Annotated in this window: 15 protein-coding genes and 1 riboswitch; of the genes, 9 read left to right on the top strand and 6 right to left on the bottom strand. The window is 72.7% G+C overall.

Annotation, left to right across the window (positions count from 1 at the left end):
* Nucleotides 1-47 precede the first annotated feature (47 nt).
* Together BC793_RS02215 and BC793_RS02210 are read right to left on the bottom strand one after the other, a co-directional pair.
* A complete protein-coding gene (locus BC793_RS02215; RefSeq protein ID WP_109588821.1) occupies nt 48-1,700 on the bottom strand; it encodes a PP2C family protein-serine/threonine phosphatase in 1,653 nt (550 codons plus the stop codon).
* Nucleotides 1,701-1,782: 82 nt separating this feature from the next.
* Nucleotides 1,783-2,556: an exodeoxyribonuclease III gene (locus tag BC793_RS02210; protein ID WP_109588820.1), complete on the bottom strand. Its 774-nt coding sequence runs from the start codon at nt 2,554-2,556 to the stop codon at nt 1,783-1,785.
* An 89-nt stretch (nt 2,557-2,645) separates the two neighbouring features.
* Between BC793_RS02210 and BC793_RS02205 the strand changes: the two genes are divergently transcribed.
* Nucleotides 2,646-3,287 (top strand): hypothetical protein, encoded by a 642-nt coding sequence (locus BC793_RS02205; RefSeq protein ID WP_109588819.1) that lies wholly within the window; start codon nt 2,646-2,648, stop codon nt 3,285-3,287.
* Between the two features lie 8 nt (nt 3,288-3,295).
* On the opposite strand, the gene BC793_RS02200 is transcribed toward BC793_RS02205, so the two are convergent.
* Both BC793_RS02200 and BC793_RS02195 read right to left on the bottom strand, forming a co-directional pair.
* The gene (locus BC793_RS02200; RefSeq protein ID WP_109588818.1) at nt 3,296-5,626 is read right to left on the bottom strand and encodes a putative bifunctional diguanylate cyclase/phosphodiesterase; all 2,331 of its coding nucleotides are present in this window, start codon (nt 5,624-5,626) and stop codon (nt 3,296-3,298) included.
* 29 nt (nt 5,627-5,655) lie between these two features.
* Nucleotides 5,656-6,462, bottom strand: coding sequence for a universal stress protein (locus BC793_RS02195; RefSeq protein ID WP_109588817.1), 807 nt, complete (start codon nt 6,460-6,462; stop codon nt 5,656-5,658).
* Nucleotides 6,463-6,635: 173 nt separating this feature from the next.
* Here BC793_RS02195 and BC793_RS02190 point away from each other — a divergent pair, with 173 nt between their 5' ends.
* From BC793_RS02190 to BC793_RS02165, 6 genes are all read left to right on the top strand, one after another.
* The gene (locus tag BC793_RS02190) at nt 6,636-7,919 is read left to right on the top strand and encodes a citrate synthase (protein ID WP_109588816.1); all 1,284 of its coding nucleotides are present in this window, start codon (nt 6,636-6,638) and stop codon (nt 7,917-7,919) included.
* 187 nt (nt 7,920-8,106) lie between these two features.
* Nucleotides 8,107-9,660: a gluconokinase gene (locus BC793_RS02185; RefSeq protein WP_109588815.1), complete on the top strand. Its 1,554-nt coding sequence runs from the start codon at nt 8,107-8,109 to the stop codon at nt 9,658-9,660.
* A 196-nt stretch (nt 9,661-9,856) separates the two neighbouring features.
* A riboswitch (cobalamin riboswitch) is annotated at nt 9,857-9,972 on the top strand.
* Between the two features lie 33 nt (nt 9,973-10,005).
* Nucleotides 10,006-12,291, top strand: a complete 2,286-nt coding sequence (locus tag BC793_RS02180; RefSeq protein ID WP_203896074.1) for a VWA domain-containing protein — start codon at nt 10,006-10,008, stop codon at nt 12,289-12,291.
* Nucleotides 12,292-12,528: 237 nt separating this feature from the next.
* Nucleotides 12,529-13,128 carry a cob(I)yrinic acid a,c-diamide adenosyltransferase gene (gene cobO, locus BC793_RS02175; protein ID WP_109588813.1) on the top strand — a complete coding sequence of 200 codons (600 nt, stop codon included), beginning with the start codon at nt 12,529-12,531 and terminating at the stop codon, nt 13,126-13,128.
* Nucleotides 13,122-14,471: a cobyrinic acid a,c-diamide synthase CobB gene (locus BC793_RS02170; protein WP_109588812.1), complete on the top strand. Its 1,350-nt coding sequence runs from the start codon at nt 13,122-13,124 to the stop codon at nt 14,469-14,471. Before cobO ends, BC793_RS02170 begins: the two co-directional genes overlap by 7 nt.
* Entirely contained in the window at nt 14,468-14,908 is a 441-nt protein-coding gene (locus tag BC793_RS02165) for a cobalamin biosynthesis protein (protein WP_158319181.1), read from the top strand. Before BC793_RS02170 ends, BC793_RS02165 begins: the two co-directional genes overlap by 4 nt.
* Here the strand turns inward: BC793_RS02165 and BC793_RS02160 are convergent.
* Nucleotides 14,845-16,329, bottom strand: coding sequence for a glutamate-cysteine ligase family protein (locus BC793_RS02160; protein ID WP_109588810.1), 1,485 nt, complete (start codon nt 16,327-16,329; stop codon nt 14,845-14,847). The genes BC793_RS02165 and BC793_RS02160 overlap by 64 nt on opposite strands.
* A gap of 178 nt (nt 16,330-16,507) precedes the next feature.
* A complete protein-coding gene (locus BC793_RS02155) occupies nt 16,508-17,029 on the bottom strand; it encodes a hypothetical protein (protein ID WP_109588809.1) in 522 nt (173 codons plus the stop codon).
* 3,101 nt (nt 17,030-20,130) lie between these two features.
* On the opposite strand from BC793_RS02155, the gene BC793_RS48690 reads away from it, so the two are divergent.
* Together BC793_RS48690 and BC793_RS02135 are read left to right on the top strand one after the other, a co-directional pair.
* On the top strand, nt 20,131-21,375 hold the full coding sequence (locus BC793_RS48690; protein WP_146246163.1) for a hypothetical protein: 1,245 nt from the start codon (nt 20,131-20,133) through the stop codon (nt 21,373-21,375).
* A gap of 399 nt (nt 21,376-21,774) precedes the next feature.
* Nucleotides 21,775-22,911 (top strand): SigB/SigF/SigG family RNA polymerase sigma factor, encoded by a 1,137-nt coding sequence (locus BC793_RS02135; RefSeq protein WP_109588805.1) that lies wholly within the window; start codon nt 21,775-21,777, stop codon nt 22,909-22,911.
* The last annotated feature ends 2 nt before the right edge of the window (nt 22,912-22,913 follow it).

The following is a 22,913-nucleotide window of genomic DNA, read 5'->3' as shown; positions in this document are numbered from 1 at the left end:
TCGGTCTCCACGGGATACCGCCCGTCGGGGGCGCGGTGCGGAGGCGGTCATGAGCGGTTCCGGGGGCGGCGGTCGGCGCGGCGGGCGGCCGCCACGTACGGCGACGGGGTGGGCGCACCACCACCGCGCAGGCTCAGCGGGGTACGGGAGGGGGCACGGACCGCGAGCATCGCGATGTCGTCGGAGTTGCCGCCGCGCACCCAGTCGGCGACGAGCTGGCGGATCCGGTCGACGGTGGCGGCGCCCGGCATGCCCCGGCACTCGGCGAGCGCCTGGTGCAGCCGGGCCTCGCCGAACTGCTCAGTGCCGGACGGGCCGCCGCGCGCCTCGGTCAGGCCGTCGCTGTAGAGCAGGCACAGCTCCCCGGGGGCCAGCTCGACGGTCGCCGGGCGCACCACCGTACGCGGAAGCACACCGATCAGGGTGCCGCTGGTGGGGACCTCCTCCACGCGGCCGTCGGTGCGCAGCACCAGTGGGGCCGGATGGCCGCCGCTGGCCAGGTCGAGCCGGACCCGGCCGTGGTCGGTACGCCGGACCGAGCCGACCACCATCGTCACGAACCGGGGCTGCCGGGCGGACTGGAGCAGCGCCTCGTTGAGCACCGTGAGCATCGCCGCCGGCTCGGTCCGCACCAGGCACAGCGCGCGCAGCGTCTGGCGCACCTTGCCGGTGAGGACGGCCGCCTCGGGGCCGGTGCCGCAGACGTCGCCGAGGGCGATGACCGTGTCGGCGCCCGCTCCGGCCGGGGCGAACACGTCGTAGAAGTCGCCGCCGACCCGCAGCGCGTCGCTGGAGGCCTGGTAGGAGCCGGACAGCTCGAAACCGTCGGTCTGCGGCAGCTCCGGCGGCAGCAGGTCGGCCTGGAGCACGGCGGCGGTGTCGACCTGCTCGCGGTAGAGCGTGGCCGCGGAGATCGCCGCACCGGCGCGGGCCGCGAACATCCGGGCCAGCGTCTCGTCCTCGGTGCTGAACACGGCGGACGGACCGCAGCGGGCCAGGATCAGCGCCCCGGCCGGCTCGGCGTTGCCGGGCAGCGGGATCACCAGTAGCGCACCGACCGGCCCGAATCCGGCCGGCACCAGCCAGGCCGGCGCCTGTGCCGGGTCGAGCCAGCGGCTCGGGATGGGCGGGAAGCCGCCGAGCGCCTCGATCAGGCCGGGCACCTCGCCGAGGGTGGGCTCACGCAGCGTGCCCTCCTCGGCGGGCAGGCCGGGCAGCAGCCGCACCCATTCGCTGTGCCGCCGGTGCGGGGGCAGCACCACCATGGCGGCGTCGGCCAGGTGCGCGGCGGCCAGCTCGACCGTGGTCCGCACGCAGCGGCGCACGTGCAGCGACGCGGACAGCCGGCGGCCCGCCTCGGCCAGGAACGCCGTCCGGGAACGCTCCAGCTCCAGGGCGGCGGACTCGGTCCGGTCCCGCAGATACCAGGCGTAGTGCCCGTCGCCGACGGGGCGGCGCATCCCGTACAGCCGGCGGCCCTCGTGCTCGGTCTGGAAGGAGTCGGCGCCGTCGGCGGGCAGCGGGGCGGCGACCGGCCCGCCGGGTTGCATGCCGGGCAGCAGACTCCGGGCCGCTTCGTTGGCCAGCACCACCGTGTCGTCGGCCGTGGCGCACAGCACCATGGCCTCCGAGGCGGCCTCGAAAACGGCCGTGAGCAGTGCGGGTGCCGGCGCGATCGCCGGTGTCGAAGCCGCTGTCATCGCCGCCTCCCCTCTCACCCCGTGTAACCGTCAGAGCCCCGTGTAACCGCCAGAATCGACACCAGCCTACGTGCATTCATGGTCAGTCGGTCAGGTCGACCACGATCGGGGCGTGGTCGGAGGGCCCTTTGCCCTTGCGGGCCTCGCGGTCGACGTAGGCGTCCGACACCCGGCCGGTGACGTCGGCGCTGCCGTAGACCAGATCGATGCGCATGCCCTTGTTCTGGTGGAACATCCCGGCACGATAGTCCCAGTACGTGAACGGGTGGTCGCCCTTGAGCGGCCGGGCCGGGACGTCGGCCAGACCGAGGTCGCGGATCGCGGCGAGCGCGGCCCGTTCCGGCGGGGTCACGTGGGTGGATCCGGCGAAGAGGGTGACGTCCCACACGTCGGCGTCGGTGGGTGCGACGTTGTAGTCGCCGGCGACCACCAGCGGGCCGGCCTCCAGGTCCGGGATCAGGGCGTCGCGGAGGGCGGCCAGCCACTGCAACTTGTACGTGTAGTGCGGGTCGTCCGGGGTGCGGCCGTTCGGCACGTACACCGACATGAACCGGATGCCGCCGCACCGTGCGCTGATCGCCCGCGCCTCGGGATCGGGGAACCCGGGCTCCCCGGCGAAGCCGCGGCGCACGTCGTCGAGGCCGATCCGGGAGAGCACGGCGACGCCGTTCCAGCGGCCCTGGCCGTACGCCGCCGTCGCGTACCCCAGCTCGGCGACCTCCCGCTCGGGGAAGCCGTCGGCGGTGACCTTGGTCTCCTGTAGGCACACGACGTCGGGGGCGGTGCCGGCCAGCCAGTCGAGCAGACGGGGCAGCCGGGCCTTGACCGAGTTGACGTTCCAGGTGGCGAAGCGCATACCCGCTTTCTACCCGGTGAATTGCCGGAGTTGCCCGCACGGGGCCGGGCGTCCTGACAGGTTTGTCTGCGGAGAGAGGGGGCGACCAGATGCGCTTGGAGATCATGCCCGAGCTGCCGGCCGAGCTGTTGGACGAGTCGTGGGACTTCTACCAGGACTGCTTCAGCGACCTGCAATATCTCGCGGTCAACCGGCATCTCATGTACCGGAGCGAGTTCGACGAGGTGATGGCCGACAGACGAATCGGCAAGTACGTGGCGCTGGACGACGAGGACGGCGCGGTGATCGGCATGGGCACGCTGACCAACGACCTGGAGTCGATCCCGCTGATCTCCGCGGAGTACTTCCGCTACCACTTCCCGGAGATGTACGAGCAACGCCGCCTGTTCTACTGCCTGTTCGCGGGCTCCGCGCTGGGCCACCGCGGCCAGGGTGTGTTCGTCGCGCTGCAACGGGCCATGTACGCCCCGATCGGCGAGGTGGACGGCAAGGTGTTCTTCGACATCTGCTCGTACAACGAGGAGCGCCACCAGCTGCCCCGGATGATCGCGGTGATCCTGAGCCGGGCCGCCGAGGCCGGGCGGGCGCAGCCGACCCGGCTGGACGCCCAGTCGTTCTGGATGTACGAGTTCCCGAAGAGCGACGCCCCGTTCCGGCGGGAGGAACGGCGTTCCGGGTTCAACCGGGGGCGCCCGGACGGCGGGGACGACCGCCGGGGTTCGCGGGTCTGACGAGGATCTCAGTCGGGCCGGCGGTGCCGGCCCGACGGGTCCGAGAGGATCGCCGGGAGATGCGAGGACCGTACGATGGCGTCCCGCCAGCGATGGGCGAACTCGGCCGCCGGTACCGCCGCGCCCCAGAGCCAGCCCTGCCCGTTGACCACACCGACCGCCCACAGCGCCTCCCGCTGCAGCGGCGTCTCCACGCCCTCGGCGATCACCGACAGGCCCAGGGCGTGACTCATCGCCACGACCGCGCGGACGATCTCGTCGTCCTCGTGGTTGACGCCGAGACCGGTCACGAACGACCGGTCGATCTTGACGCCGGTGACCGGGAAACGGCGCAGGTAGCCGAGCGCCGAGAAGCCGGTGCCGAAGTCGTCGACGAGCAGTTTCACGCCGAGTTCGCGCAGTTCGAAGAGGACCCGTGAGGTGACGCTGGACCCGTCGACCATCACCGACTCGGTCATCTCCAGGGCCACGCACTGCGATGGCACCCCGTAGCGGAGCATCTCGCCGGAGACGATCAGCGGCAGCTCCGGGTCGGACAGCTGACGTGGCGAGACGTTGATCGACAGGTAGAAGTCGTCGGTGACGGTGCCGTCCGACCGCCAGACACCGAGCTGGCGCAGTGCCTCCTTGCGCACCCAGGTGCCGATCGCGTTGATCAGGCCGGCGTCCTCGGCGATCGGGATGAACGTCATCGGCGGGATCGGGCCGCGTTCCGGGTGCACCCACCGGACCAGCGCCTCGGCCCCGACCGGAACCCCGGTCTCCAGGCGGACCAGCGGCTGGTACGCGACGTACAGCTGATCGTCGGCCAGGGCCTGCCGCAGCGCCACCTCCAGCTCGATGCGCTCCCGGACCTGGGCGTGCATGCTGGTGTCGAAGATGGTGGACCGGCCGGGCCCCTCGCCCTTGGCCCGGTACATGGCGGTGTCGGCGTCGCGCATCAGTGCCTCGGCGGTGACGGCGGCGTTGACCGGGTCGGCCGCGGCGTGCGAGATGCCGATCGACGCGCTGATCACCACGTCGTGGTCGCGCACCGGGAACGGCCGGGCGAAACAGCCGCGGATGTCGTCCACCAGGCGCAGTGCACCGCTCTTCTCACCGATGAAGCCGAGCAGGAACTCGTCGCCGCCGACCCGGGCCACCGGGATGTTCATCGGTACGGCCGCCCGCAGCCGCCGCCCCACCTCGATGACCAGCTGGTCGCCGGTGTCGTGGCCCCACGAGTCGTTGACCCACTTGAAGCCGTCCAGGTCGAGCATGTAGACCCAGACCCGGTCGTGTCCCTCCGGGTCGACCACGGTGACCAGGCGTTCCACCTCCGACGACATCGACTGCCGGTTCGGCAGCCCGGTGAGCGGGTCGTGGGTGGCCTGGTGCTCCGAGCGCAGCTGCGCGGCGACCTGGGCACGGACCGCGGAGATCGCCCGGATCAGCAGCAGCGCGACGGACAGGGCACCGGCCACCGCGATCAGGACCCGGCCGGTGATCGACTCCGAGACCGGGGTCGGCAGCAGGGCGAACGGTACGGCCAGGGCGGGCAGCAGCAGCGACAGGCGGGGCCACGACCAGGCCTGGGCCGGCGGTTTCGCGGCCCGGCCCATGTCCACCACGGACGGGTGCAGCGCGGCCACCCCGAGTGCCGTGTAGGCGAGCATGAACGGCACGTTGAGCATCGGTGACGCGTAGACGTGGCCCTCCACGCCCTCGATCGCGTAGGCCAGGTCGCCGGCGAAGATCCCGATCATCATGCCGATCAGCGCGATCAGGCTGACCGGCCAGTGCTTCGCGGTGAAGGTGAGGTTCACCATCAGGAGCACCAGCATCACGTCGACGAGCGGGTACATCCCCTGGATCACGGAGAGCAGCCCGGGCCGGCCGGGGACCTCGGCGGCGGGCAGGGCCAGCAGCAGGGCGCTGGCGACGCCGGCGGAGAGGCAGACGGTCAGCCCGTCCAGTGCGGCGTGCCGGTCCAGGCTGCCCCGGCGGTGCAGCAGGATCAGCACGAAGGCGGCGAGCAGCAGGTAGCCGCTGAACGAGGCGACGTCGGCGAGCAGCGGCCAGGGCATGGCCATCTCGGAGACCGTCGGGCGGATCAGTACGCCGACCATGAAGAGGATGGCGGCCGCGGCCATCGACCGCCAGGCCGACGGCGGTTCGGCGTCCCAGCGCAGCGGCCCGATCACGCAGGCGGCCATCACCGTGACGGCGAGCAGCGCGAACGCCGTGTCAGCGGTCGTCGTGGACGGGAAGATCGCGTAGAGGATCGTGGCGATGACGCCGACCACGGCCATGATCTGCCAGAGTCGGCGGGCGATTCCCGGCGGGAGTACCGATCGCACCGGGCATTCCTCCCGTATAGCCCGAAGACCTATGTAGGCGTCAACGGTAGCAATACGGGCACCTCGTCACCGGGCTTCACGAAACCTGCCGGGTGGCGCACACCGTGCACGAACACCGCCGGACCGGCCGCCCGGCGCAGCACCTCGTCGGCCACCGTGCCGAGCCGTGCGGAGGTGTGCCCACCGCGCGGCCCGAGCACCAGCAGACCGGCCCGGCGCGACACCCCCACCAGCGTCGCCCCCGGAGACCCGATCAGGAGCCGGCGGCGTACGGCCGTCGCGCCCGCCCGCGCCGTCACCTCGTCGAGCACCCGCTCCCCGTCGGCCTCCCGCCCCGGCTCGGTCACGTGCACCGCGTGCGCCGTACCGCCCCGCCGGCCGGCCGTCTCGACCGCGAACCGCAGCGCCAGCACCGCGTAAGGCGAGGCGTCCACGGCGGCCACCACCGGCCCGGACGGCGTCCGCTGGGCGCGGGTCACCGCCACCGGGCACCAGGCCCGCGCCACCACCTCGACCAGTGGGCCGCCCAGCACCACCAGGACGGCACCCCGGCTCAGGCGCAGAAGAAGCCGCCCGGGGGATCCATCCACCAGATGCGGCCGCGCGTCGACCCCCGGTGTGGAACGCTGAGCCGTGGAGACCGCCTCGTCGACCAGCTGGGCGGCGATCCGCCGGGCCGGGCCCCAGCCCGCGTCGCCGGGCCCGGTGAAAGCGTGCACGACCTGCAACACCCGCCCGCGGGAGCGCGCCTCCCGCGCGGCGAGACGGACCGCGGCCGCGTCGGTCACCGGGTCACCGACCCCCACGACGACGGGTCCCTGACTCGGGATCTGCATGGGCCCTCCCGTAACGAAGTCGCAATATACCGACCATTGTCTATGGCGCAACGACCCATACGTACTGGTGACCAATGCCTCAACAGGTGGCCACCTGATGACCCATTCAGGTTGAGGGTTTACGGTGAACGGCAAAATCCTTGGGACATCTGCCGGTGAAGTGAGGGAAATACATGACGGATGTCAAGCTCGACCACCCTGGTGGTCAGTTGTCGATGGCGGTCCGCAAGGCCGTCGACGGGCCGGGCGGCATCGACGTCAGTGCTCTGCTGAAGGAGACCGGTTACGTAACCCTGGACCAGGGTTTCGTGAACACCGCGTCGACCACCTCGGCGATCACTTACATCGACGGTGACCAGGGCATTCTGCGCTACCGGGGCTACCCGATCGAGCAGCTTGCCGAGAAGAGCACGTTCCTCGAGGTCTCGTACCTGTTGATGAACGGGGAGCTGCCCACCGCGGCACAGCTGCAGGACTTCGCGGACAAGATCCGGGTCCACACGCTGCTCCAGGAGGAGATGCGCACGTTCTTCTCCAGCTTCCCGCGTAACGCGCACCCGATGTCGGTGCTGTCGTCGGCGGTCACCGCGCTGTCCACGTTCTACCAGGACGCGCTCGACCCGCTCGACTCCGAGCAGGTCGATATCTCCGCAATCCGCCTGATGGCGAAACTTCCGACGATCGCGGCGTACACCTACAAGAAGTCCATCGGCCACCCGCTGCCGTACCCGGACAACTCGCTGGACTACGTTGAGAACTTCCTGCGCCTGACCTTCGGGCTGCCGACCGTCCAGTACAACGTCGACCCCAAGGTCGCCAAGATCCTGGACATGCTCTTCATCCTGCACGCCGACCACGAGCAGAACTGCTCGACCTCGTCGGTGCGCCTGGTCGGCTCCTCGCAGGCCAACCTGTTCGCCTCCATCTCGGCCGGCATCGGCGCGCTCTCCGGCCCGCTGCACGGCGGCGCCAACGCGGCGGTCCTCGAGATGCTCGAGCAGATCCGCAAGGACGGCGGAGACGTCAACTCGTTCGTCACTCGCGTGAAGAACAAGGAAAAAGGCGTCAAGCTGATGGGCTTCGGCCACCGGGTCTACAAGAATTACGACCCGCGTGCCGCCATCGTGAAGAAGGCCGCCCAGGAGATGCTGTCGACTCTCGACAAGCCCGACCCGCTCCTGGAGATCGCCTTCAAGCTCGAGGAGATCGCGCTCTCCGACGAGTACTTCATCTCGCGCAAGCTGTACCCGAACGTCGATTTCTACACCGGCCTGATCTACAAGGCCATGGGATTCCCCACCGACATGTTCACGGTCCTGTTCGCGATCGGCCGGCTCCCCGGCTGGATCGCCCAGTACCGCGAGATGATCGCCGACCCGGCCAACAAGATCGGCCGCCCGCGGCAGATCTACACCGGCTCGCCGGTGCGCGACTTCGTCCCGGTCGAGCAGCGCTGATCCACCGCACGTCCGCGAACACCCCGCCGTTGTCCCCGGCGGGGTGTTCGCGTCTTGCGGGCTCGCCGGCGTCGGCGGGGGTGTTCGCGTTTGCGGGCTCGCCGGCGTCTCCGGCGGGGGGTTCGCGTTTGCGTCCCGCCGGGAATGAAAGGCTCGCAGCAGCAGGCGGGACAGCGGAAGGACACACATGGACGTCGTGATCGGCATCGACACCGGGACCACCTCGACCAAAGGGATAGCGGCCGGGCCCGACGGTGAGATCCGCGCCCTCACCAGCGTCCACTACCCGCTGTCGGTGCCCGGTCCCGGCCGCGCCGAACTCGACCCGCGGCAACTCACCGACGCTGCCGTCCGGGTGCTCACCGACGTCGCCACCGCCTGCCGCGACCGGGGTGACCGGGTGATCGGGATCGGTCTCAGCTCGTTCCTGCACGCACTGGTCCCGATGGACGCCGACGGCAGACCGCTCGGCCCGGTGGTGACCTGGGCCGACAACCGGTCCGCCGCCCAGTGCGAGCGGATCGTCGCCGACGGCCACGCCAAGCGGCTGCAATCGCGGACCGGCACGCCCGTGCACCCGATGTCCCCGCTCACCAAGCTGGCCTGGTGGGCCGAGGACGACCCCGCCGCACTGCGCGCCACCGCCCGCTGGGGTGGCGTCAAGGAGCTGCTCGTCGCGGCGCTGACCGGCGGGCCGTTCCTGGTCGACCTGTCGATCGCCTCCGGGACCGGCCTCTACGACATCCACTCCCGCCGCTGGGACGACGAGGCCCTGGGACTCGCCGGGGTACGCCCGGAACAGCTCGCCGAGGTGGTGCCCACCACACACGCGCTGCGGCTGCACGCCGACGTAGCCAGCGCCGCCGGACTGCCGGCCGACACCCCGCTGATCATCGGCGCCGCCGACGGACCGCTCGCCAACCTCGGGGTCGGCGCCACCCCGGCCGGCGTCGGGGCGGTCTCGCTCGGCACCAGCGGCGCGCTGCGTACCGTCGTCGCAAGCCCCACCAGCGACGAGGCCGGCCGCTTGTTCTGCTACGCCCTCACCGAGGACCGCTGGGTGATCGGCGGCGCGGTCAACAACGCCGGCTCGGTGGTCCGCTGGGCCGGCCAGACGTTCTTCCCGGACGCTGCCGGCGGTGAGGACGCCGACGACCGGGACGCCCAGCTGCTGGAGGAGGCGGCCGGGATCACCGCGGGCAGTGAGGGCCTGCTCTGCCTGCCGTACCTGCTCGGCGAGCGCGCCCCCTGGTGGCGGTCCGGCCTGCGCGGCGGCTACCTCGGGCTGCGCCGCGAACACGGCCGGCCGCACCTGGTCCGCGCCGCCGTCGAGGGCGTCTGCCAGCAACTGGCCCTGGTCCGGGACTCGTTCGACGCCGAAGGACACCCGCTCACCGAGATCCGGGCCACCGGCGGGGCCGCCGCCTCGAAACTGTGGATCACCGTTCTCGCGTCCGCTCTCGACCTTCCGGTGACCGTCGCCGACGTACCCGAGGGCACCGCGCTCGGCGCCTGCCTGCTCGCCCGGCACGCCCTCGGTGAGCTGCCCGACCTGGACCGGGCCGCCGCCCTCGTCCCGACCGGCGAGCCGACCCGGCCCGACCCGCGCGACGCCGACTTCTACCGGCGGCTGCGCCCCCTGGTGGAGAAGTCCGCCCTGGCCGTCCTGGACGTGGTCAGCGAACTCGACCGGCTCGCCCCCGAGCCGCTGCCCGGCACCGAGAAGGCGGTCGGTGCCTGACCGGACGCCGCCGGCGGTGCCCCGCGCCCGCCTGTCCGGCACCGGGACGGCGGGTCCGTGCCTGACCGGACGTCGCCGCCGGTGCCCCGCGCCCGCCTGTCCGGCACCGGACGGCGGGCCGTGACCGGCCGGCCGTCGCCGGCGAGGGCGCGGACGAGCGTGACGGACCCCGCGTTGACGGGTCACCGGCCGGTAGGAAAGAGTGACCGCGAGCGGTAGCGGAGGAACCCGGTGCGAATCCGGGACGGTCCCGCCACTGTGACCGGACGCGATCCGGGAGCCAGGAACTCCGGCCGCTCGTGACAACCGACGCGCGGGCGTGGACACCCGCCGGAAGGGATCCTCTTGACGACTCCGTACCCGTTCTCGGCCGTCGTCGGCCTCGACGACCTGCGCCTCGCCCTGCTGCTGACCTCGGTGTCACCGGCTGTCGGCGGGGTCCTTGTCCGGGGCGAGAAAGGCACCGCCAAGAGCACCGTGGTCCGCGCCCTGGCCGGCCTGTTGCCGCAGGTGGAGGTCGTGCACGGCTGCCGGTTCGCCTGTGACCCGGCGGCACCCGACCCCGGCTGCCCCGACGGCCCGCACACACTGGGCGGGCCGTCGGTGGCGCGACCCGCGAGCCTCGTCGAGTTGCCGGTCGGCGCCACCGAGGACCGGGTCGTCGGCACCCTCGACCTCCAGCGGGCCCTCAGTGACGGCGTCAAGGCGTACGAGCCGGGCCTGCTCGCCGCCGCCCACCGCGGGGTCCTCTACGTCGACGAGGTCAACCTGCTCCCCGACCACCTCGTCGACCTTCTGCTCGACGCCGCCGCGATGGGCCGCGCCCACGTCGAACGCGACGGCGTCTCGGTCAAGCACGCCGCCCGCTTCCTGCTCGTCGGCACCATGAACCCGGAGGAGGGCGAACCCCGCCCCCAGCTCGTCGACCGGTTCGGCCTGGTCGTCACGGTCGCCGCACCCCGCGACGCGCGGCTGCGGGCCGAGGTCGTCCGCCGGCGGCTCGCCTACGAGGCCGGCCCGGACGCGTTCGCCGCCCGTTTCGCCGAGCACGAACGTGACTACGCCGCCCGGATCGCCGCGGCCCGTGCCGTGCTCCCGTCGGTCCAGCTGCCCGACGCCGAACTCGACCGCATCGCCCGGGTCTGCCTCGCCTACGGCGTCGACGGCATGCGCGCCGACATCGTCGTGGCCCGCTGCGCCGTCGCCCTCGCCGCCTGGCACGGCCGCGACCGGGTCACCGCCGGTGACGTCGCCGACGCCGCCCGCCTCGCCCTGCCGCACCGCCGCCGCACCGACCCGCTCGACCCGCCCGGCACCGACGAGCAGAAACTCGACGAGGCCCTCGCCGAAGCCGAACGCCAGGCCGAAGAGGACCGGGCCGCCGGAGACCCACCCGATTCCTCCGGTGAGGATGACGACGACCCGGATCCGGGCCCGGACGGACCCGCCGGTGGTGACGGCCCGAGAGACGGCGGCGGCCCCTCCGGCGGTGACAACCCCTTCAGCGGTACGGACCAGAGCACGCCCCCGCCCGGCGGCTCCCCGTCACCGCCCGGCCCCGGTGGCGGGTCCACCGACGCGCTGCCCGACGACGGCGCACCGTCCGACCCGCGCGAGGCCGGCGCCCAGCCCTCCGGCGACGCCGCCCAGTCCGGTGCGATCGCCGTCGCCGGGCCCGCCTACCGCCCCCGCACGCTGCGCATCTCCGCCCGCGGCGAGGGTGGCCACGCGGGCCGCCGTTCCCCGGCCTTCGCCCGCCGCGGCCGCGTGGTCGGAAGCCGCCCTCCGCAGGGCAAACTCACCGGCGCCCCGCACCTCTTCGCCACCCTCCGCGCCGCCCTGGACCGTGCCGCCCTGGACCGTGCCGCCCTGGACCGTGCCGCCCTGGACCGTGCCGCCCTGGACCGCGCCGCCCTGGACCGCGCCGCCCTGGACCGCGCCGCCGTGGTGCCCGGTGGGTGGCGGGCCGGTGACGTGCCGGGGAATGCGGTGCCGGAGCGGGGGATCCGGGTGCTGCCGCGGGACCTGCGGGAGTCGGTTCATGTGGGGCGTGAGGCGAATCTCGTGCTCTTCGTGGTGGACGCCTCCGGCTCGATGGCCGCCCGCAAGCGGATGACCCTGGTCAAGACGGCGGTGCTGTCGCTGCTGCGGGACGCCTACCAGCGGCGCGACCGGATCGGGATGATCACCTTCCGGGGTGCCGGCGCCGACGTGGTGCTGCCGCCCACCTCCAGCCACGAGGTCGGCGTGCAGCGGCTCGCCGCCCTGCGCACCGGCGGTCGCACTCCGCTGGCCGCCGGACTGCGGGCGGCCGCCGCCACGATCGCCACCGAACGCCGCCGCGACCCCCGTCGCCGCCCCCTCCTGATCATCGTCACCGACGGCCGGGCCACCAGCGGCCCCGACCCGCTGCTGCTGGCACCGGCCCTGTCCGGTGTCGCGAGCGTCGTCGTCGACTGCGAGTCGGGCCCGATCCGCCTGGGCCTGGCCCGTAGGCTGGCCGCCGCCCTGAACGCCGACGTCATGCCCCTGGACCAGCTGGAGGCCGCCACCGTCCGCCCCGGTTCGTCCCCGGCCCCCGGATCCGCCCCGGCCCCCACCACCGATCGCGCCTACCGGCGCGCTGCGTGACGTCCCCCGGCCGAGCCCGGGCCGTGGGGAACGCCCCGACCGCCGCCGGTGGGCCGCCCACCGACCGCGAGCCGCTGCGCGACGGCCGCTGGGAGCCGGGTGTGGGCGACGTGGTGGGTGACGGCGGGCGCCGAGGGCGGTGAGAGGCGGGAGCCGCGCCGGGACCGTATGCCGGATGGGACGGGACCGGGTCGGCTTCGGCGGGAGCAGTGGGCCGTACCGGAAAGGGAGGTTTTCGTGCCGCAAGGGAAAGTGACAAGCGTGCCCGCTGACGGGCTGACGACACGGCAGCGGCGGCGGCAGGCGGTGTTCGCCGTGCACACCGGGCCGGGTAAGGGCAAGTCGACGGCCGCGTTCGGGATGGCGCTGCGGGCGTGGAGTGCCGGGTGGCCGATCGGGGTGTTCCAGTTCGTCAAGTCGGAGAAGTGGAAGGTGGGGGAGGAAGCCGCCCTCAAGGCGCTCGGTGACCTGCAGAAGACCCCGGTCACCTGGCACAAGATGGGCGAGGGCTGGTCCTGGATCCAGCGGGCCGGAACCGAGCGGGACCACGCCGTGGAGGCCGCCGAGGGCTGGGCGCAGATCAAGCGGGATCTGGCGGCCGAGACGTTCCGGTTCTACGTGCTGGACGAGTTCACCTATCCGATGAAGTGGGGCTGGGTGGACGTCGCGGACGTGGTCGAGACGCTCGCCAACCGGCCGGGTACGCAGCATGTGGTGATCACCGGACGGGACGCGCACCCGGATCTGATCGCCGCGGCCGACCTGGTGACCGAGATGACCAAGGTGAAGCATCCGATGGACGCGGGCCGCAAGGGGCAGCAGGGGATCGAGTGGTGAACCGGGTCGTCATCGCGGCGCCGGCCAGCGGGCACGGGAAGACGACGGTGGCGACCGGGCTGCTGGCGGCGTTCGCGCGGCGCGGGCTGCGGGTGGCGCCGTTCAAGGTCGGGCCGGACTACATCGACCCGGGCTATCACGCGCTCGCCGCCGGCCGGCCGGGCCGCAACCTGGACCCGGTGATGGTGGGGGAGCATCTGGTCGGGCCGCTGTTCGCGCACGGCTCGGCGGGTGCCGACCTGGCGATCGTCGAAGGCGTGATGGGTCTCTACGACGGGCGGACCGGAGCCGGTGAGGCCGGATCGACGGCGCAGGTCGCCGCACTCCTGGACGCCCCGGTGATCATGGTGGTGGACGCGGCCGCGCAGGGCCGCTCAATCGCGGCGCTGGTGCACGGCTTCCGCAGCTTCGGCAACGTGCGGATGGCGGGCGTGATCCTCAACCGGGTCGGCTCGGACCGGCACGAGCAGATCCTGCGGGACGCCTGCGAGGAGGTCGGCACACCGGTGCTCGGCGCGTTGCGGCGGGCCGACGCGGTCGCCGCGCCGTCCCGGCACCTCGGGCTGGTTCCGGCGGCCGAACGCCGGGCCGAGGCGCTGGCCTCGGTGGACGCGCTCGCCACGCTGATCGCGGCGTCGGTCGATCTCGACGCGGTCGCCGCGGTGGCACGGTCGGCGCCGTACTCCACGACGACGGCATGGTCGCCGAGAACGCAGGACCCGGTGCCGGGCCGCCCGGTGGTCGCGGTCGCCGGTGGTCCCGCCTTCTCCTTCTCGTACGCCGAGACGACCGAACTGTTGACCGGGGCCGGGGCGACGGTCGTCCCGTTCGACCCGCTGCACGACCGATCCCTGCCGCCGGGCACACGCGCGCTCGTGGTCGGCGGCGGTTTCCCCGAGGTGCACGCCGGTGCTCTCTCCGGCAATGCGGAACTGCGGGCCGATGTGGCGCGATTCGCCGCGGCCGGCGGCACCATCGCCGCCGAGTGCGCCGGGCTGCTCTGGCTGTGCCGCACCCTCGACGGGCTGCCGATGTGCGGGGTGATCGACGCCGAGGCGGTGATGACACCGTCGCTGACCCTCGGCTACCGGGACGCGGTGGCGCTGTCGGACAGTCCGCTGGCCCCGGCCGGCACCCGGGTCACCGGGCACGAGTTCCACCGTACGACGGTGCACCCCCGGTCGGGTCTGCTGCTGTCCCCGGCGGGCGGCGCGGCCTGGGCGTGGCGCGGCGCCGACCCGGAGGGCTTCGCGACCGGCTCGGTGCACGCGTCGTACCTGCATCTGCACTGGGCGGGCGTACCGGCCCTGGCCCGCAACCTGGTGGCCGCGGCGGCCCGGTGATCGTGCTGGGTCTCGGCGCCCGCAGCGGTGTCCCGGTGCGGGCGCCGGTTCTCGCCGTACTGGCCGCGGCCGGGGTCCGGCCCGCTGACATCACGGTGCTCGCCACCCTGGACCGGCGGCTGGCCGAGCCCCGGGTCCGGGAGCTGGCCACCGAGTTCGGGTGGCGGCCCGCCGGGTTCACCGCGGCGCAGCTGGCCGCCTGCCCGGTCCCGCATCCGAGCCCACGGGTGGCCGCCGCGACCGGCACCCCGGGCGTCGCCGAGGCCGCGGCACTGCTGGCCGCCGGCCCGGAGGCGGCGCTGCTCATGCCGAAGACCGCCCGGGACGGGGTGACCGTGGCGATCGCCGCGTCCCGGGCGGACCGAGTCCGCGGTCAGGCCTTCGCGCCGGCCGGCCACTCGTGTACGGGGATGTTGTCGTGCATCAGCGGCAGGTAGCGGCGGACCATCTCGTGCAGGGCGCGGTCCCGGTCGTACCCCTCCGCCTCCAGGGCGTGCAACGTCTCGATCTGCCAGGCCGCGCCGTTGCGGTGCCGTAGGCAGCGTTGCTCGATGATGCCGAGCAGCCGGTCCCGCTGGGCCGGGGCGACGCCCCACAGGTCGAGACCGGCGGACGCCTGAGGCAGCAGCCACCGCAGCACCAGCTCGGTGACCGGCAGGGTGCCGTGACCCGGCCAGAAGACGGTCGCGTCGATGCCGTGCCGGGCGCAGTTGTGGAAGTTCTCCTCGGCCGCCCGGAAGCTCATCTGTGTCCAGAGCGGCCGTTCCGCCTCGGCGAGCGTGCGCGTCAGCCCGTAGTAGAACGCGGCGTTCGCGATCGTGTCGGCGACCGTCGGCCCGGCCGGCAGCACCCGGTTCTCCACCCGCAGGTGCGGCCGCCCGTTGACGACGGCGTAGATGGGCCGGTTCCACCGGTACACCGTGCCGTTGTGCAGTCGCAGTTCGCTCAGCTCCGGGATCTCCCCGCGTTCCAGTATCTCGGCCGGGTCGTGGATGTCACAGATCGGCAGGAGTGCCGGGAAATACCGGACGTTCTCCTCGAACAGGTCGAACACACTGGTGATCCAGCGTTCCCCGAACCAGACGCGGGGGCGTACCCCCTGCGCCCTTATCTCCTCCGAGCGGGTGTCGGTGGCCTGCTCGAACAGCGGGATCCGGGTCTCCCGCCAGAGTTCCCGGCCGAACAGCAGCGGCGAGTTCGCGCCCAGCGCCACCTGGATGCCGGCGACGATCTGTGACGCGTTCCAGTACGGGGCGAACTGTGCCGGGCTCACCTGGAGATGGAACTGGGTGCTCGTGCACGCCGCCTCGGGCGCGATGGTGTCGGTGGTGACGGCCAGCCGGTCCACCCCGTCGATGCGGATGTCGAGGTCCTCGCCGCGCGCCGCGAAGATCTGCTCGTTGAGCAACTGGTAGCGCGGGTTCACGGTGAGCGCCTCGCCGGTGAGGTGCTCGCGCCGCAGCGTCGGCAGGATGCCGATCGTGATCATGTGCGCGCCGGCCGCCCTGGCCCGCCGCTCCGCCTGGTTCAGGCTGGACCGCAGGCCGCGCTCCAGCTCGGCGAAGTCGTCGCCGGCCAGCCGCCGCGGTGGCAGGTTGATCTCGATGTTGAACTGTCCCAGCTCGGTCTGGAAGTCCGGATCGGCGATCGCCCCCAGCACCTCGGCGTTGCGCATCGCCGGGTCGGCGTTGTCGTCGATCAGGTTGAGCTCGATCTCCATACCGGTCAGCGGGCGTTCGAACTCGAAGCGTGCCTCGCGCAACATCGTCGCGAACACGTCGAGGCTACGGCGGATCTTCTGCCGATACCGGGTCCGGTCCTCGCGGGTGAAATTGGTCTGGTCGACTTTCTCGCCCACCGCGCACCACCTTTCGAGCCGTCAGAGACGCCAGGGGAGCGCGCGGCGCCGTAGCCGCCGTCCCCCATCGTCATGATGACGGCTGTCGATGGCGGAGCGCCCCGTGCGGACCGTCCATTCTCGCCAGATGTCCAAACGATCTTTCATGGGCGCAGTTCGTACCCCGCTGGGCGCAAAATCATCCCAGCCAGACGGCCATCACGGCGCCGAAGATCGTCACACCCACGGCGGCCTGCAGCAGCAGTGCCGGTCCCAGGTGCGACCACTGGGTCGGGATGCGCGGGGTCAGCGGCTGCATGGTCGTCAGGTTCACCAGCTGCAACAACCGCACCGGAAGGGTCGGGTCGGACTGCGGCTCGGTGCGCACCTGAACCAGATCGCCGCGGTGCAGCGCCGACTGCGGCAGCTGCCCGTGCATCTCGATCTCGTAGGTCTGCCCCAGATCGTCGCGCAGCCGGACCGGCGTGACCAGGAACTCCGGGCCCTTGCGCAGTTCCTTCAGCGTGCGCCGGGCCGGGCTCATGCGCAGCAGTGCGCCGATCATCTGGGCGATGCCGGCCAGCACGAAGACGGTGAGGGCGACCGGCCGGCCGATGCGCACCTCACGGGTGTAGGACGTCTGGAAACCGACGAAACGGCCGGTGATGATCGGACTGACGTGCCGGAGGATCCGCTCGCGATGCAGCTCGGTGTCGTCCATGGGGGGTCACCTCCTGGAAGTACCTTCATGCTACGGAGCGAACACGGCTCAATACCGTGAGTGAATTTCCTCTCACTCATACCGCCTGTTCCGGCAACCCGTCCCGATTTCCGCCTACCCGCCCCCGGATCCGCACTGATCTGGGGAAATCCACCCTCCGGGGACCCCCGAAGGGGTGAACTGGAAGGGAGCCGAGACAACCGGCGGGGCCATCGTGTCGTCCCGGCAGGTGGACAGGCCGGGATGGGGGCGACAGGGCGATGGCATCGACTTACGTCAAACCGGAGAGTGTGCTGGCCCGTACCGCGACCAAGATGGTCGAGGCACACGGCGGCGGACTAGGCCCCCACGACGGGATCACCGAATGCCCCGCCTGCGGCGAGCCGCTGCCCTGCCGTACCGCCCAGGCCGCCGCCGAGGTCCTCGAGGCCGCCGGCCTCGCCGAAGCCTCCGGCCTGGTCGCCGCGACCCGCCCCGCCTGGACCGAATCCACGACCGGCCTCATGCCGCCCGGCACACCCACCCCACCGCCGCCCTGGGTGGTCCAGGAGTCGTCATATGGCGAGACACCCGCCGGTCCGGCTTCCCACCCCTCCTCCGGTACGCCCACCGGCCCCCGCGAATCCGCACCGCCCTTCGGTGACGCGGCGCCCGGTGCCCCCGGCGGAACGCCGTTCGGCCCGCCCTACACGCCCGGCGCGTCCGGTGGCTCTGCCGGTGTCGGCTTTCCTGGCGGTTCCACGGCTTCTTCGGGCAGTTCCCCGGCAGGCCCCGCCGGTCACCGGGCGGCCCCTGATCAGCCCGCATTCGGGAGGCCTTCGTTCGGGGACGATCCGGGCGGCTCTGCACCGGGCTACGGAGGCGCCATCTCCGAAGGGGCCGGTCCCGGGTCTGTCTCGTCTGCGCCGGGTGACTTCGCCTTCGGGAATACCTTCGGTGGGGATGCTGCCGGGTCCGGGTCCGGCGGATCCGCGCGGGGAACGGTCCCGATGCCCCCGCCGCCGGGGCCGATGCCTCCACCGCCGACCGACCTCCTCGACGGGATATCCCGCGCAGCCGGCGGATGGCCGCCGCCCGGCACGGGCGGTACCCCCGGAACGCCGGCCGGCACCGCAGAGGGACTCCGGCCCTGGCCGGAGGCCGAGCCGCGTTCCCCGTTCACCGAACCGTCCACGCCTAGTTGGGCCACCGAGGAGACCGGCTCCTGGCAGACGGGCGGCTCCGGGCCACCCGAGGGCTCCCGCCCACCGTGGCTGATCGCCGAGAACGAATCCGCAGCCTTCCCGGCGTCCGAGGCCGACCTGTCCGCGCCCGGCGTGAGCCGCGCGGCTTCCGGTCTGGCCGGCGACACGGCCCCGGGAATCCCCGCAGGCCCCTTCGGTCTCGGTGCGCCGGGCTTCCGGGCTCCTTCCTCCGGTACGACGGGACAGTCCGACTCGGCCCCCTCCGAAGCGGTTTCGGGTGCCGCTCAGGGCGGTCCCGATGCAGAGCAGGGTGGGCCGGGTTACGGCGGTTCCGGTCCGGGTGAGGGCGGCCCAGGTTACGGCGGGTCCGGCTCGGGCTACGGCGGTTCCGGCTCGGACCAGGGCGGCTGGGGTAACGGCGGTTCCGGTCCTGGGCAGGGCGGTGGCGGATCGGCCCAGGGCGGTGGCGGCTCCGCCCAGGGCGGCGCGTCGTTCTCCGGCTCGGCTTCGCCACGGACCGGTCTGGCAGCTCGTGCCGGGCTCACCAGCCCTGGTACCGATTCTCCTGTCCAGGCCTCCGGTAGCCCGTCGGCTTTCCCGCCGCGTGTCTTCCCCGGCGACCAACCGCATGGCGCAGCCACACCCGGCGGAAGCGGGCCGTTCCCGGGCGCCTCGCCGGGTGGCGCCCCGTTCTCCGGGAACTTCTCCGGTGGCGCTTCGTTCTCCGGTCCGACTTCGGGCACCGCCTCGGTTCCGGGCAGTGCTGCCGGAGTCGCCGCTGTTCCCGGCGCCTATCCGGGCGGTGACCGGGACGGCGGGATGGGCGCCGGGCAGGGCTTCCCCTCTTCGGGCAGCGGCGGTCCCGGCGGCACGTTCCCAGGTGGACCGCTCCCGGCAGGCGGATTTCCCGGTAGCGGCCCCGCAGACAGCGGCGGGCCGGGTGGTGCGATCCCCGGCAGCGGCTTCTCAGCCGGCTCCGGTCCGGCCGGTGCGGCTCCGGACATCCGTGCCCCGTTCGGCCAGACCGGCATGACTTCGGCCGACCCGCAGCAGGGCGAGGCGGTCCAGGGCGGCTACGGCCAGGGTGGTTACGGCCAGGGGCCTTCTGCTCAGGGCGGTTTCGGTCAGACCACTCCAGGCCGAGGCGGTTCCGGTCAGGGCGTTCCGGGCTATGGCGGTCCGGACCAGGCGGCTGCGAATTACGGTGCTCCGGGCCTCGACGGTCTGGGCCAGAGGGCTGCGAATTACGGTGCTCCGGGCCCCGGCGGTCCGGACCAGGTGACTCCGAATTACGGCGCTTCAGGCCCCGGCGGTCTGGGCCAGGGCACTCCGAATTACGGCGGTCCGGGTCAGGGCGTTCCGGGCTATGGCGGTCCGGGTCAGGGGGCTTCGGCTTACGGCGGCCCTGATCAGGACACTCCGGGCCCCGGCGGTCCGAATCAGGCGGCTCCGTCTTACGGCGGTCCGGGTCAGGGTGTTCCAGCCTATGGCGGTCCGGGTCAGGGAGCTCCGACGTACGGCGGTTCGGACCAGGGAGTTCCGACTTACGGCGGTCCGGGTCAGGGATCTCCGAATTACGGCGGTCCGGGCCATGCTGTCTCGGGCTACGGCGGTTCGGGCCAAGGGGGTCCGGGTTACGGCGGTTCCAGGCAGGACGTTCCGGATTACGGCGGTTCCGGGCATGGTGCTCCGGGTTACGGTGCGCCTGCCGAGAGCGGGTTCGGTCCGAACCGGATGATGCCCGGTGACCAGGGCATGCCGGGACAGGGTGGCTTCGAACCGGGTCGATCGGAATATGGCGGGTTCCCGCAAGGCACGCCGAGCCCCGGCGAGGCGCCTCAGGGCGGTTTCGGTCAAGGCGGACCCGGCCAGGGCACGCCGAGTGGATCGTTCCCCACGAGCGGGGTTCCCGACGGCATGTATGGCGCTGACGTTCCAGGCGGCGCCGCCCCCGCCGGACCGAACAGCCCGGCCGACGGTGGTTTCCCGGGCGTTGCCGCTCCCGCCGCGAGCCTGCCCGGTGGTTTCGACGCCACCGGGATGATGCCGGCCGTACCGGTGACACCGGGACCGGGCGGCCCGCCGCCTTACGGTCCAGGACCGGCGGCATACGGCGCGATGCCGCCTCCGGCCACGCCGCTCACCGATGACGTGGACGAGTTGATGCGGCGGCCTCCGCTCTACAGCCAGCAGAACAGCCCCCTCGACGCGCCCCGGTTCACCCGTTCGGCCCGCCCGGCATCGCAGGCCGCCGCATCGCAGCTCCCGCCGGTGCCCGGCACGTTCGGGGCCGTCCCACCGTCCACTCCGCCGGAGCGGGCCGCAAGCTTCGCACCGCCGGCCATACCGGCACCGCAGGGCGGCGACGCCCACACCATGCCGCCGTTGCCCTCACCGAACGCGTCACAGTTCAGCGCTGCCCAGCCCGCAGACACCCCGCAGCCCCAGCCCGCGTCCCTCCCACCGAGGCAGGCGCCGGACACGGGCCAGCCGGCCGCTTCCGTTCCACCCGCCGGGACAGCGCAGCCACCGGCCGCCGCCCGCTCACCGCTTCAGGCTCCGGACATGGGCCAGCACAATGCGCCGCGCCCGTTGCAGGCCCCGGACATGGGTCAGCACAATGCCGCGCCGCAGGCCGTATCGCGGTCGCCGTTGCAGGCGCCGGACATGGGTCAGCACAACGCGGCGCCGCAGGCCGTATCGCGGTCGCCGTTGCAGGCGCCGGACATGGGCCAGCACAACGCGGCGCCGCAGGCCGCATCCCGTTCGCCGTTGCAGGCGCCCGACATGGGCCAGCACAACGCGCCGATGCCACCCGCGGACGGCGCTCAGCCTCCCGCCGCGCCCCGGTCACCCTTGCAGGCGCCGGACATGGGGCAGCACAACGCGCCGCGCCCGTTGCAGGCCCCGGACATGGGTCAGCAGAATGCGCCGCGCCCGTTGCAGGTGCCGGACATGGGCCAGCACAACGCGCCCCCGCCGGCGTCCGGTGAGAAGGCGCCGGGTGACGGGGCCCCGGCGGACGAGAGCAGAGCTCCGTCAGGTCTCCCGTCCCGAGCCGGGACGGGCACGGCCCGCTCGGCTCCCGCCGGCGTTCCGGAGGTGCTGAACGACCCGTCGCAAGCCCCCAGTGGCCTCCCTGGTCGCCGCCCGCAGCAGTAGGCCGTCCCGTCACCACCGAAATCGCCGGTCGATCAGGTCAGGCGACGACAACCGTCGCCGGGAGCAGCCGACCCGGCACCGGCACCGGTCCCGCTTGCTGCCCCACCACTGAGGGACCGAGAGCCGCGACGACGGGCGGACCCGAGGGCTGTTGTCGCGCTTTGGGCTGACGTTGCCGATCCCGGCCCCCGGAAGGACCGGACCGCGCAAAACTGGAATCACGACCCGGCGAAGGGCATCCGGAGCGGTACGCCGCAACCGCGGTGCCGCTGGACACGGGATATGCCCGGACTGGGTGAACGAGGTTTGGAGTGGGGGCGGAACGGGCAATAGCTTCCGCTGGCGGGGCGGTGGCCGGGTCGGCCGTGCTGCCCCGGGACCGCTTCCGGAAGGGGTGACATGCCCTCGCGAGGTCAGGTCGGGGAACCGGCCGACAGCATGCTGGAGGATCTCGACGTGGCCGCGCTCGCCTACGCGGACCGGCGGGAAGGTGCGACGCCCGCGGAGGCCGAGGCATCGCGGGAGCAGTTGATCCGCTACTGCCTGCCGTTCGCGGCGCGGCTCGCCCGCCGCTACCGCGGCCGGGGCGAGTATCTGGAGGATCTGGAGCAGGTTGCCCGGCTGGGGCTGGTCAAGGCCATCGATCGGTACGATCCGGAGCGCGGTTCCTTCACGGCGTACGCGGTGATCACGATCTCGGGTGAGTTGAAGCGCCACTTCCGGGACCGCACCTGGGGTGTGCACGTGCCACGCCGGGTGCAGGATCTGAGTCTGGAGGTCGGTCACGCCGCGATGCTGTTGACGAGCACCCTGGCCCGTACCCCGACGACGGGGGAGCTGGCGGAGCGTCTGGGGGTCTCGGAGGCCGCGGTGCAGGAGGCGGTGGAGTCGGCCGCGGGTTATTCGCCGGCGTCGCTGAACGTTCCGGTCGCCGAGGACGGGGCGATGGAGTTCGGTGACCTGCTGGGCGATGTGGACGCCGATCTGGAGTCGTTGACCGACAAGCTGACCGTCACCGATCTGCTGTTGCGGATGCCGATGCGGGAGCGCCGGATGCTGGCGATGCGTTTCTACGGCAACCGCACGCAGGCGGAGATCGCCGACGAGCTGGGTATCTCGCAGATGCACGTGTCGCGCCTGCTGAGCCGGGCGCTGACCTGGCTGCGGGAGGCGATGCTGAGCGACGAACCGCCGCACTGGGACGGCGAGTCCCGGGGCAGCCGGCCGGGCATGCAGGTGTCGGTTGCCCGGGAGGGTGACGGCCTGGTGGTGCGGGTGCGCGGCGAGGTGGACCGGGACACCGCGGATCGGCTGCGGATCGGTCTGCGGCACGCGATCGCCGGCAAGGGTGTGCCGTCGGTGCTGGTCGACCTGACGGCGGTCCCGCTGGTGGACGCCGCCGGGGTGTCGGTGCTGCTGGAGTCCGCGCAGACGGCGGCGACGGCAGGGGTCGGATTCGGGGTGACGGGCGCTCAGCCGTACGTCGCGAGGATCCTGGCGGTGTCGGGTCTGGCCGGCGTGCTGCGCCGCGCCTGACC

The sequence above is a fragment of the Actinoplanes xinjiangensis genome, from assembly GCF_003148685.1.
GTDB lineage: Bacteria > Actinomycetota > Actinomycetes > Mycobacteriales > Micromonosporaceae > Actinoplanes > Actinoplanes xinjiangensis.
This window is presented reverse-complemented; position numbering and strand designations above follow the sequence as displayed.